Source organism: Streptosporangium sp. NPDC002607, from assembly GCF_053592655.1.
This window is the reverse complement of the sequence record NZ_JBSFWD010000012.1, coordinates 192,438-203,908: the sequence shown is the minus strand read 5'-3', so window position 1 is coordinate 203,908 and position 11,471 is coordinate 192,438. Positions and strand designations below refer to the sequence as shown.

At 70.9% G+C, this 11,471-nt stretch carries 11 protein-coding genes; 2 read left to right on the top strand and 9 right to left on the bottom strand.

The window, feature by feature from the left end; translation table 11 throughout:
* Window positions 1–134 precede the first annotated feature (134 nt).
* The 3 genes from ACWD3H_RS16890 to ACWD3H_RS16880 are packed head-to-tail and all read right to left on the bottom strand — an operon-like array spanning window position 135 to window position 1,900.
* The gene (locus ACWD3H_RS16890) at window positions 135–1,220 is read right to left on the bottom strand and encodes a Zn-dependent alcohol dehydrogenase (RefSeq protein ID WP_350914349.1); all 1,086 of its coding nucleotides are present in this window, start codon (window positions 1,218–1,220) and stop codon (window positions 135–137) included.
* Window positions 1,221–1,231: 11 nt separating this feature from the next.
* Complete coding sequence (locus ACWD3H_RS16885) at window positions 1,232–1,426, bottom strand: ferredoxin (RefSeq protein ID WP_030913934.1); 195 nt, start codon at window positions 1,424–1,426, stop codon at window positions 1,232–1,234.
* A 9-nt stretch (window positions 1,427–1,435) separates the two neighbouring features.
* On the bottom strand, window positions 1,436–1,900 hold the full coding sequence (locus ACWD3H_RS16880; protein ID WP_451955599.1) for a pyridoxamine 5'-phosphate oxidase family protein: 465 nt from the start codon (window positions 1,898–1,900) through the stop codon (window positions 1,436–1,438).
* A gap of 77 nt (window positions 1,901–1,977) precedes the next feature.
* Between ACWD3H_RS16880 and ACWD3H_RS16875 the strand changes: the two genes are divergently transcribed.
* A complete protein-coding gene (locus tag ACWD3H_RS16875; protein ID WP_451955598.1) occupies window positions 1,978–2,625 on the top strand; it encodes a class I SAM-dependent methyltransferase in 648 nt (215 codons plus the stop codon).
* Here ACWD3H_RS16875 and ACWD3H_RS16870 read toward each other — a convergent pair.
* From ACWD3H_RS16870 to ACWD3H_RS16845, 6 genes are all read right to left on the bottom strand, one after another.
* Entirely contained in the window at window positions 2,532–3,602 is a 1,071-nt protein-coding gene (locus ACWD3H_RS16870) for an enediyne biosynthesis protein UnbU (RefSeq protein ID WP_451955597.1), read from the bottom strand. The genes ACWD3H_RS16875 and ACWD3H_RS16870 overlap by 94 nt on opposite strands.
* Window positions 3,599–5,617, bottom strand: a complete 2,019-nt coding sequence (locus tag ACWD3H_RS16865; RefSeq protein WP_451955596.1) for a CRTAC1 family protein — start codon at window positions 5,615–5,617, stop codon at window positions 3,599–3,601. Before ACWD3H_RS16865 ends, ACWD3H_RS16870 begins: the two co-directional genes overlap by 4 nt.
* Window positions 5,618–5,717: 100 nt before the next feature.
* Window positions 5,718–6,974, bottom strand: a complete 1,257-nt coding sequence (locus tag ACWD3H_RS16860) for a DUF1702 family protein (protein ID WP_451955595.1) — start codon at window positions 6,972–6,974, stop codon at window positions 5,718–5,720.
* A gap of 96 nt (window positions 6,975–7,070) precedes the next feature.
* A complete protein-coding gene (locus tag ACWD3H_RS16855) occupies window positions 7,071–8,114 on the bottom strand; it encodes a prenyltransferase (protein ID WP_355566711.1) in 1,044 nt (347 codons plus the stop codon).
* On the bottom strand, window positions 8,111–8,824 hold the full coding sequence (locus ACWD3H_RS16850; protein WP_451955594.1) for a class I SAM-dependent methyltransferase: 714 nt from the start codon (window positions 8,822–8,824) through the stop codon (window positions 8,111–8,113). The genes ACWD3H_RS16855 and ACWD3H_RS16850 overlap by 4 nt, the downstream gene beginning before the upstream one ends.
* Before the next feature lie 40 nt (window positions 8,825–8,864).
* Window positions 8,865–10,109 (bottom strand): glycosyltransferase family 4 protein, encoded by a 1,245-nt coding sequence (locus ACWD3H_RS16845; RefSeq protein WP_355566707.1) that lies wholly within the window; start codon window positions 10,107–10,109, stop codon window positions 8,865–8,867.
* A 291-nt stretch (window positions 10,110–10,400) separates the two neighbouring features.
* Between ACWD3H_RS16845 and ACWD3H_RS16840 the strand changes: the two genes are divergently transcribed.
* Window positions 10,401–11,429: a GDP-mannose 4,6-dehydratase gene (locus tag ACWD3H_RS16840; protein WP_355566704.1), complete on the top strand. Its 1,029-nt coding sequence runs from the start codon at window positions 10,401–10,403 to the stop codon at window positions 11,427–11,429.
* Window positions 11,430–11,471 lie beyond the last annotated feature (42 nt).

Below are 11,471 nucleotides of genomic sequence, written 5' to 3'. Positions count from 1 at the left end.
GCGTCCTTGACCTCCTTCAGCACGGTGTCCCAGCCCGACTCGACCACCGGCGAGACCCGGACGGGGTCACCGGCACGCCCTGCTCAGGCGGGCGGCCCGGTGACCCGGTGCGCGGGCTCGGTTCCGGGCGCTGCTCAGTCCATGACGACGATCTGGCGCAGGACCTCGCCGCCCTTGAGCGCCGCCACGGCGTCGTTGAGGTCGGCCAGCTTGATGCGGGAGCTGATCATGCTCTCCAGGTCGAGCTTGCCGGCCTTGTAGAGTCCCGCGAAGAACGGGAAGTCGCGCCGGACGTCCGAGCCGCCGTACAGCGAGCTGAGGATGTTCTTGCCCTCGAACAGCAGGCTGAAGGCGCTCAGCGGGACGTTGTCGTCCATCGCGCCCGCGCCCACCACGATCATGTCGCCACCCCGGCGGGTCGCCTGCCAGGCCGTCATGATGGCGGCGGACTTGCCGACGGCCTCGAAGCCGTAGTCGAATCCGGCACCGCCGGTGAGCGTGCCGAGCGCGTCCATCAGCTGGTCGGGGGTGATGGCGTGGGTCGCGCCGACCTTCTTGGCGAGGGCGTGCTTGGACTCCAGCGGGTCGATCGCCAGGATCGTGGTGGCGCCGGAGATGCGGGCACCCTGGATCACCGAGAGGCCGATGCCGCCGGCGCCGACCACGGCGACCGTCGAGCCGGCCTTCACCCTGGCCGTGTTGAGCGCCGCGCCGACGCCGGTGGTGATCCCGCAGCCGATCAGGGCCGCCGCCTCGAAGGGCACCTCGGGGTCGACCTTGATCGCGCCCTGCCAGGGTACGACGATCTCCTCGGACCAGGTGCCGCACCCGGCCATGCCGAACGCCGGGGTGTCGCCGCCGTAGCGGAAGCGGGCGTTGACGAAGCTGTCCATCACGTAGGTCATGCACAGGAACGGCTGGTTGACCAGGCAGTTCGCGCAGGTGCCGCAGGCCGGGGTCCAGTTGATGATGACGTGGTCGCCCGGCTGCACCGTGGTCACGTGGTCGCCGACCTCGACGACCTCTCCGGCGCCCTCGTGGCCGGGGATGACCGGCAGCGGCATGGGCAGCACGCCGCTGATCACCGACAGGTCGGAGTGGCAGACACCGGTGGCCCTGACCTTGACGCGGACGTCCGTCGGGCCCATCGGGGCGAGGGTGAAGTCATCGCGGATGTCGAGCTTGTCGTCGCCGACGGCATGCAGAAGCGCACCACGCATGGGGGGACCTCCTAGTTCTCCTCAACGGAGAGTGCGGCTTTGGGACAGGACCGCACGGCGTGCCGGACGCGGTCCATCATCTCCGGCGGCGGCTCAGGCAGCAGCAGGTGCAGCTGGTCGTCGTCGTCGAGTTCGAAGACCTCCGGGGCGAGTCCCATGCAGATCGCATTGGCCTCGCAGACCAGATAGTCGACTTTGATTTTCATGCGGGCCTCCTAGCCGGGAATGGCGAGCTTACGGTGATCCCAAGAGATCACACGAGTGGGCTCGACCACAAAGGCGACCCTTTTGCGGCCGGTGTAGGTCACGTACTCGGTGAGCAACTCCTCCGCGTCGGGCATCCCGGCCATCCGTCTGGCCACGTTCATGCCGATGCCGAGGATGCCCTCGGAGTCGTCGATCCTCCGCGCCACCCCGTACACCAGTACGCCGCGCAGGTCGGAGTATTCCTCCCCGGCCTCGATCAGGCAGCTCACTCGGGCGTCGCGCTGGATGTTGAGTGTCTTCTGGGCCTTGCCGTAGGTCCAGAATGAGATCTTGCCCTCGGTCAACCCGTAGAACATGGTCACCATATGTGGGGTGCCGTCCGGGTTGATCGTGCCGAGCTGCAGTTTCCGCGACTCACCGACGAAAGCCGTCACCTCGTCGTCGGACATCACGATGCGGGCGCGCTGGTTCACGGTGCAAAGTAGAACACGTTCCATAAGGTCGGGCAAGGGCTGATCGGAATGTTGTTCGGTATGGGTAGTCTGCTGTGATGAGCAACGCCACCATGCCCGCCGACCTGCTGTACACCGCCCAGCACGCCAAGGGTTTCATGCCGCATGAGGAGGGAATCGCGCTGTTCGAGACCGCCGTCGAGTACGGCCCGCGCGGCCCGATCTGCGAGATCGGCAGCTACTGCGGGAAGTCGGCGGTCTACCTCGGCGCGGGTGCCCGGCAGGCCGGGTCCGTCGTCTTCACGGTGGACCACCACCGGGGCTCCGAGGAGATCCAGCCCGGGTGGGCCCACCATGACCCCACCCTGATGGACCCCCGATTCGGCAAGATGGACTCGCTGCCCACCTTCCGCACCACCATCGCCTCCGCGGGTCTCGAGGAGGAGGTCATCGCGATCGTCGGCAGGTCCGAGCGTGTCGCCGGGCTGTGGAACACCCCGCTGGCGATGCTCTTCATCGACGGCGGCCACTCCGAACTCCCGGTGACCAGGGACTACGAGGGGTGGGCACCGCACGTCATGCAGGGCGGCGCCCTGGTCTTCCATGACATCTACCCGGATCCGGCCACGGGCGGGCAGGCGCCGTACCGCGTCTACCAGCGGGCGCTCGCCTCCGGCGCGTTCAGGGAGGTCCGGCAGGAGGGCTCGCTGCGGGTGCTCGAACGGATCGGCCCCGGCATCGGCTGATCACCCCGTGCGGGGCGCCCGGTGCCGGGCGGGCGGCGGAGCCGTTTCAGCTCCCGGCCCGCGCAGACGATCACCAGGGCGAGGAACGGCCCGAAGACGACGTGGAACTGGACCAGCAGCCCGTAGACCGCCGCCGTGGCCAGGCCGAACACGACCTGGTCGCGCGCCCTGACCGGGGACGTGCCCGGATCGGTGATCACGTAGCCGGTGTAGAGGGCGAAGGCGGTCCCGGTCATCGGCAGCAGGGCGCTGACCGTCGACACGTCGCCCAGGCCGCCCCTGAGACACGCCTGCAGGGCGAACCCGCCCGCCCAGCCCAGGACCAGCGGCATCCTGCCGGTGGGTCCGGCGTTCGCCAGCACGCCCCCTGCCAGCACGGCCAGCGGCACGATCAGGTCGAAAGGACCCGAGACCCACGCGGTGAACTGGTAGGCGGGGGCGAGGCCGACCCACGGGAACAGCAGCAGCACGACGACGATCCCGAAGGCCACCGGATTCAGGAACGCGGCGCCGGGCACGTCCCCGCCGGTCCGCCTCGCCGGTTTCGTCGTTCCCGCCCCATCCGCCGTTCGCGCCGGCTCCGGCGCCCGCACGCGGAAGAGGTACGCGCTGCCGACGCCGATCAGGACGGCGAGCACGATCGGCATCAGATGCCCGTTGCCGTACAGCAGCATCGCGCAGAGCAGGCCGCGGATGTAGGAGGGCAGGAAGAAGTCGGCGACCCGGTCGCGGGGCACCCCGAGGTAGCGGGCCGGGCGCCGCCATGCCCACGCCTCCACGGTCTCCAGCACGAACTCGGTGGTCACGCCGGTGAGCGCGCCGGCCACCGGCGCCAGAGGGGACTGCTCGAAGCCGAGCACGGTGTGCCCGAGCACGGTGAGCAGGGTGAGGGACCACGCCGACCGCCGGAGCGCCCTGCCTCGGTTCGGGCCGGAGATCCTGGACTTCGCCGTCTCGGGGGGCGGGGCGGCGCTCACGGACGGCGGATCTCCGAGGCGTGGCCGTCGGCCAGCAGGATCCGGTGCCAGCCGGGCTCCAGGGACACCGACGCGGTACGGGTGCCGCCGCAGGCGTCCCTCCAGGAGATCTCGACGGGGACGGGGGAGTCCGGCAGGTGGTCGCCCAGGCCGAACAGCAGCTCGGGCGCGGAGAAGCCGTTGTGCCCGTTGGCGGGGTAGAGCTGCCTGCTACGCGTGACCCCGCCGGGCAGGCGCACCGTGGCGACGGCCCCGATGGCGGGCCGCGTCAGCCCGGGGCGTGTCCACTCCCGGCGCGCCGGACGGAGCCGTGTCCGGCCCGGTTGGGCCAGGGCGGGCCGCTCCGGTCCGGAGCGCGGTGCGGGGGATGGGAGGCAGGGGCCCGCGGGGAGACGGAGCCGCAGGCCCACGAACGGTGCCGTCGGGCCGTGGTTGCTGTAGAGCACCGACTCCGACCACTGGTTGGCGACCGCGAAGTCCAGTCGCCCGTCGTCGTCGACGTCGCCCACCGCGAAGGCCCGGCTGACCGTGCCGTCGCTGTCGCCGCCGACCCCGGCCCGCCGGGCCACGTCCGCGTAGCGGCCGTCCTCACCCCTGGTGAAGAAGGTGTTGGTGTCGTGGCCCGACAGGTCGTCCCCGGCCCGGATGCTCGGCCAGAGCGCGGGGCGGGAGAGGAACAGATCGCTCGCCGACGCCGCCTCCTGCAGTTGCGCCCACCGGTCGACCTCACCCCTGACGAACCCGGTCGCGTGCATGATCTCGTCGTCGCCGTCGTTGTCGAAGTCGGCGGCCTTGACGTCCCAGGACCAGCCGCTGCGGCTCAGCCCCAGTTCCTCACCGAGGTCGTCGTAGGGCGCGTGCCCCCCGTGCAGGTCGCCGGGCCGGGACACGAAGGCGAAGTTGCTCTGGTGCAGCGCGTAGTCCTCGGTGAGGTTGCTCACCAGGATGTCCGGCCTGCCGTCGGAGTTGAGGTCGGTGAAGCCGACGCCCATCCCCTTGAACGAATCGCGGCCGACGACCCTGGAGACGGGAGTCGTCAGGTGCCTGGTGCCCCTGGCCTCGGTGAACCGGATCCGGCCGGGTACCGACTCGTTGACCAGCAGCCGGTCGGGGCCGAAGTCGCATGCCAGGTACAGCTCGGGCCGCCCGTCGCCGTCCAGGTCCTGGGTGCCCAGCGCCAGGATCCAGCCTCCGTTCCCGATCTCGTCGAACACCCCCTCGGCCTCGGTGAACCGCGCAGGTCCGCTCGCCAGGTAGAGCCGGGCGCCGCCGCCGTTGGCGGCGGCGGACAGCGAGTCGGGCATCACCGCAGTGCCGGGGCCGTCGTCGTCGGGATCGCTGTCGTCGGGGGCACCGTCGTTGGGGGCACCGTCGCCCAGCACCCGGACGCCGTCGGGGAAATAGTCGCCGAAGACCAGGTCGAGGCGGCCGTCCCCGTCGAAGTCACCGGTCGTGGCGGCGCTGGTGTTCCAGATCTCCGGCTCCGTGGTCAGCGCGCGGTGGCGGAAGGCGGTTCCGGAAGGGGGTACCCCGGGCACGCGCAGGAAGAGCGAGGGGGAGCGGCCCCAGTAGTAGACGACCAGGTCCTGCCAGCCGTCCTGGTCGAGGTCGGCGGGCAGGCACCCGGCCGGCGCCTCGTACCGCCTGCGATCCGGGGGGACCAGCGTGAACGGCCGGTAGCCCCGGGGTGTCCCCGGTGCCCGCCTGACGGTCACCGTGTCATGGCGGGGATCGACCAGGCACAGGTCGTCGGCGACGACCTCGTTGTCCACGTCGAACAGCGCCACCCCGGCGCCCAGCGACGACACCCAGCCCTGGAGACCGGCGTATCCCGCCGCGACCGGCCGCAGGGTGCGGTCACCGGGTCCCGGGGGCGGCCCGAGCGGCCTCGCGTGGAAGGAGAAGTCGGCCGACGTCTCCGCGACCGAGGTGTCCGGCAGGCCGGTCAGCCTCCACCCGGCGGCGGCGGCGATCAGGGCGAGGACTCCCGCCGCGTACCTGCGAACCCCTGACACCGCTCTCACCGCCCCTTCGAGCCGCAGGTGACTATCTCGGCCGCGACCGGCTCGCGGTGGCGTGGTCCGGCATCGTCCGCACCACCCCTTCGAGCCGCGGTCATAAGTCGCGGTCGCGCCGTGCCCAGGCCTTCCGGACTCCCGCCCGCCAGGCCTGGTAGTGGTCGCCGCTGTGCGCGTTGTGGCCCAGCGCGACGAGCGCGGTGTCGGTCCAGCCCGCCGCCTCGTCCACTTCGGCCCCGCACAGCACGGGTGCGGCGGCGACGGTGTGCTCGGGGACCACGGCCGATATCAGCCGGGAGGCGCAGGCGAAGGCGCACCCCTGGGCGAGGTGGGCGCGGAAACCGTCCTCGGCCGCGGCGGAGGCCAGCCGCCCCAGGTCCGCGACGCCGGCACCCCCGGTGTACGTGGCGGCCAGACCCACGCCGCTCCACAGGTCGGCGCGGCGCCCCGCGGGAAACTCGGCGATGCGCAGCACGACGTCATCCGCCCCCGCGCACTCGTGGAACCAGAGCATCCGCCCCAGTCCCTGATCGAAGATCGCTCTCCGGGTCCGATCCATGAGCCCCGCCGTCCGCTGGCGTCCCACCGTACGGTCCGCGGAGAAGAAACCCTGGTGGAAGCCGAAGCCGTCGTGGGCCAGCCAGCGCAGCAGCGGGTGCACCGAGCGGACGCCCCACATCGGCCGTAGCCGCATCCGGGCGTACGCCCGGCCGGTGCCCAAATGGATGAGGTGCGGGTAGCGCATCCCCGGCCCGCTCAGCAGCTCCCGCAGGCGGCGCCCGCCGGTGAGGGTGAGCACGTCGAGGGTGGCGCAGGCCATGCCCGCGCCCTCGTACGCGAAACCGCGCAGGTCCTCGCGGAGGTCGTCGATCCGCTCGGCCTCCCCGGCGACCACCGCGTTGAACCCGGCCGTGAACGACCGCTCCGCGCCCTCCAGCCGCTCGCGCCCCGGCCCCAGCCGGAACCGCCGCACCCCGAACCCCACCCGGGCGGGGTTCTGCCACAGCAGCCGGGCCACGCCGTTCGGCCTGGGCGGCGCCGACGTCCCCGGAGCCGCCGCCCTCGGCTCGGAAAGGTCGGGCTCGGAAAGGTTGGGTTCGGAAAGGTCGGGTTCGGGTGAGCCGGGCTCGGAGAAGTCCGGCCGGGGGGAGGAGACCGAGGATTCCTGCGGACCCGGATGCTCGGCGGGGTCCGGAGGGCCGGCCGAACCCGTGGGTTCGGGGCGCCGCGGGGGTGCCGGGTTCGAGGGGGTGGGGGGTGGCGGGTCAGGGGTGCTTTCCGGGACGGCCTCCGCGCCGGCCGTCTCGGTGTCATCGCTCTGAGCTACCGTCCGAGTGCCCTCCGCATTACTCACGGACCCGAACGTAGTGAGCCGCATTCAGCCCTTCAAGCACCACGTTTCTGATTCCGTGCAAAGAAAACGCCGACGCCTCGGCCGGAGGCCGGGAGCTCAGCTCCTGGAACGGGCGTGGCTGCAGCCGCAGGTGGCGGTGGGGCGGTCGGTCAGGTACTTGCCCGCGTCGCGGAAGATGCCCGCGGCGGGGGTGTGCCCGGCCAGCGCGTCGGCGGCGAGTACGACCGCGGCCGCGGTGTAGGCGGAGCGCTCGTAGGGGAACCACTTCTCGTTCACGAACTGCCAGCCGGTCCAGTACGAGCCGTCCTCGTGCCGCAGGTGCTGCATGTCCGAGAAGAGCTTCCGCGCCCGGTCCCGGTCGCCCAGCGCGTCGAGGGTGAGCACCAGCTCGCACGTCTCGGCACCGGTCACCCACGGCTGGTCGGAGACGCAGCGGATGCCGAGGTCCGGCTCCACGAACGTGTCCCACTCCTCGGCCAGCCGTGCCCGCGCGGCCGGGCCGCGCACCGCGCCGCCCAGGATCGGGTAGTACCAGTCCATCGAGAAGCGGCTCTTGTCGGCGAACGCCTCGGGGTGGGCGACCAGTACGTGGCCGAGCTGGTCGGCGGCCAGCTCCCAGTCGGGCTGCGGGTCGCCCAGGTGCTCGCCGAGCAGCACGCCGCAGCGCAGGCCCTGGTGGATGGAGGCGCAGCCGGTCAGCAGCGCGTACCCGGCGGGCCTGCCGTCGGCCGCGCGCTCCCAGACGATCTCGCCCCGGGTGGTCTGCAGGCCGACCACGAAGTCCAGCGCCGCCCGGACCGGAGGCCACATCCGCCGGGCGAAGTCCTCGTCGGAGGTCACCAGCAGCTCGTGCCAGACGCCGACCGCGAGGTAGGCGGCGTGGTTGGACTCCCCGCCCTGCTCGACGGCCTCGCCGCCGACCAGCTTCATCGGCCAGGAGCCGTCGGAGCGCTGCGTGCGGACCAGCCAGTCGTATCCCCGGCGGGCGGGGCCGGTCAGCCCCGCCACGCTCATCGCCATCAGGCACTCGACATGGTTCCAGGCGTCCACGTGCCCCTCGGGCCATGGGACGCCGCCGTCGGGCTCCTGTACCGCCGCGATGCTCTGGGCGGTCTGCACAACCTGTTCCCAGGAGATCATGCGAGCTTCCGGACGTAGAGCACCACGCTCTTGCCGATGAGCGGGTTGAGCACGGCCTCGGCGATCCTGGTGGCGGCGGGGCGCTTCATGATGTCCCAGACCAGCAGCTCGTGGTAGGCCTTGGCCAGCGGGTGGTCGTTGTTGTCGACGCCGACCGCGCACTTGATCCACCAGTACGGCGCGTGCAGGCCGTGGGCGTGGTGGTGCGGGCCGATGGTGAAGCCCGTCGACTTGAGCTTCGCGCTCAGCTCGGCCAGCGTGTAGATGCGGACGTGCCCGCCGGGAGCGGTGTGGTACGCCTCGTCGAGCGCCCAGCAGATCCGCTCCGGCAGGAAGCTCGGCACCGTGATGGCCGCCTGGCCACCAGGCTTGAGGACCCGGAAGATCTCCCGCATCGCGGCCATGTCGTCGGGGATGTGCTCCAGCACCTCGGCCGCGATCACCCGGTCGAAGGCGCCGTCCTCGAACGGCATGTCGAGCGCGTCGCCCGTCACGGTGTCCGCCGTCGCCCCGGGCGGTATCTCACCGGCCTTGTCCATCGCGGCGAACATGCTCGCCACGCCTTCCAGCTCCCCCGCGTCCATGTCGAAGGCCACCACGTCGGCACCGCGCCGCAGTACCTCGAACGCGTGGCGTCCGCCGCCACACCCCAGGTCCAGCACCCGGGTCCCCGGACCCACGGGCAACCGGTCGAAGTCGACAGTCAGCACTGGCCGCTCCTTGTGAGAGGTGATCGTTTCAGGGGGTCGCTCACTTCGCGCGGTGGGCCTGGATGGCCTCGTGGTAGGCCTCCACGGTCCGCTTGGCGACGACGTTCCAGGTGAAGCGTTCCATGACCCGGTCGTAGCCCTTCTTGCCCACCGCGGCCCGCTCCTCGGGAGAGTCGTGCAGGCGGCGCAGCACCGCGGCCAGCTCCTCGGGGTCGCCGGGGGCCACCTGTACGGCGGCGTCGCCGACGACCTCGGGCAGCGCCCCGGTGCGGCTGGCGACCAGCGGGGTGCCGCAGGCCATGTGCTCGACGGCGGGCAGCGAGAAGCCCTCGTACAGGGAGGGGACGACCGAGATCTCCGAGGTGGCGATCAGCTCGCCCAGTTCGGTGTCGGAGATGCCGTGCACGAACCTGACCCGGTCCCGCAGCGCCAGCTCGCCGACGAGCTTCTCGGTCGGGCCGCCGGGGGTGGGCTTGCTGACCACCGTCAGGTGGACGTCGCGCTCGGTGGCGAGCTTCGCCACGGCCCGCAGCAGCGTCGCGACCCCCTTCATCGGGGAGTCGGCGCTGGCCACCGCGACGATGGAGCCGGGCCGCTTGGGAAGCTCCGGGCGCGGGTGGAAGTAGCGGGTGTCGACGCCCAGCGGGATGAGCCGCATGTTCTTCTGGGGCACGTTGAAGTCGCGGTGGATGTCGGCGAGGGAGGACTCGCTGACGGTCAGGATCGGGCTGAGCCGCGGCGCGACCTTGGCCTGCATGCGCACGAAGCCGTACCAGCGTCGCATGGAGAGCTTCTTGCGCAGCGGAGCCGCTTTCAGCTCGATGCGCCGGTCCACGCTGATCGGGTGGTGGATGGTCCCGACCACGGGGAACAGCTTCTGGATGCCGAGCAGTCCGTAGCCGAGGGTCTGGTTGTCCTGCACCACGTCGAAGTCGCCGACGCGCTTCTTCAGCTCGCGGTGTGCCCGCAGGGTGAAGGTCAGCGGCTCGGGGAACCCGGCGGTCCACATGGTGCCGACCTCGAGCAGGTCGATCCAGTCGCGGTACTCGCGGAGGCCGGGAGTACGGAAGGGGTCCTCGTCGCGGTACAGGTCCAGGCTGGGGACCTTGGTGAGGATGACGCCCTCGTCGAGCTCCGGGTAGGGCTGGCCGGAGAGGACCTCCACGCTGTGCCCGAGGGCGACCAACTCGCGGCTGAGGTGACGCAGGTAGACGCCCTGCCCACCGCAGGTCGGCTTGCTGCGATACGACAGCAGTGCCACCCGCAGTGATTCAGCACCCGGCACGGCAACCCCTTTCTCACCCTGCCCGAAAGGGGACAGGTACCGTGAAAGATGACCTTAGTCCTCGGACACTACCATTCGGTAGCTCTGTTGTACCTGATGTGGAATTGTTCCTAGGGCCTGCTTCACCGGGCACGAGCTGGGAGGTTAACCTGACCGAACAGGATTCGGTGGAACGCGTTCTAGCTGCGCCGTGAGGGAGATAGTGCCCACACGGGGGTGGGACGGTACATTCGCCAATCAAACGGCATAAGACCAGGCATAGGTCCCGCCCCCGCAAGCGAGGAGGACGCGTTGGCCAGGCGCGCGCTGATCACAGGTATCACCGGGCAGGACGGTTCCTATCTGGCCGAGTGCCTGCTCAGTCAGGGCTACGAGGTCTTCGGTCTGGCCCGAGGGCAGGCCAACCCGCGCGTCTCACGGCTCCGCAAGCTCCTGCAGGACGTTCAGCTCGTCCGGGGTGACCTGCTCGACCAGGGTTCGCTGATCTCCGCGGTCGAGAAGGTCCAGCCCGACGAGGTCTACAACCTGGGCGCCATCTCGTTCGTCCCCATGTCGTGGGAGCAGGCCGAGCTCACCGGCGAGGTGACCGGCATGGGCGTGCTGCGCATGCTGGAGGCCATCCGGGTCTGCTCCGGGATCTCCTCCTCGCGTACGGCCGCCGGATCCGGGCAGATCCGGTTCTACCAGGCGTCGTCCTCGGAGATGTTCGGCCAGGTCCGCGAGACCCCGCAGACCGAGATCACCCCGTTCCACCCCCGCTCGCCGTACGGCGTGGCCAAGGCGTACGGGCACTTCCTGACGCAGAACTACCGCGAGTCGTACGGCATGTACGCGGTGTCGGGGATCCTGTTCAACCACGAGTCCCCGCGCAGGGGCGCCGAGTTCGTCACCAGGAAGGTGAGCCTCGGGGTGGCCAGGATCAAGCTCGGCGTCGCCTCGGAGCTGCGCCTGGGCAACATGGAGGCGCGTCGCGACTGGGGGTTCGCCGGAGACTACGTCCGTGCGATGCACCTGATGCTCCAGACGGACACGCCCGAGGACTACGTGATCGGCACCGGCCGCACCCAGACCGTCCGCGACCTGACCGAGGCCGCCTTCGCCGCCGCCGGGCTCGACTGGGAGCGGTACGTCGTCACCGACCAGACCCTGCACCGCCCCGCCGAGGTCGACCTGCTCTGCGCCGACCCGAAGAAGGCCCGCGTCCAGCTCGGCTGGGAACCCTCGGTCACCTTCGAGGAGCTGGTGGCGATGATGGTCGAGTCGGACATCAAGCTGCTCTCCGACGGCGGCGACCCCGACCAGGACTCCTCCTGGCCCTGAGGCCGGGCCTCTCCGGATCGGCTGCCCGGAGCATTCCGGGCC

Coding starts and splice junctions, on each gene's coding strand:
- ACWD3H_RS16885 (WP_030913934.1), bottom strand. CDS start 1,426: ATGAAAATCAAAGTCGACTATCTGGTCTGCGAGGCCAATGCGATCTGC.
- ACWD3H_RS16890 (WP_350914349.1), bottom strand. CDS start 1,220: ATGCGTGGTGCGCTTCTGCATGCCGTCGGCGACGACAAGCTCGACATC.
- ACWD3H_RS16855 (WP_355566711.1), bottom strand. CDS start 8,114: ATGATCTCCTGGGAACAGGTTGTGCAGACCGCCCAGAGCATCGCGGCG.
- ACWD3H_RS16875 (WP_451955598.1), top strand. CDS start 1,978: ATGAGCAACGCCACCATGCCCGCCGACCTGCTGTACACCGCCCAGCAC.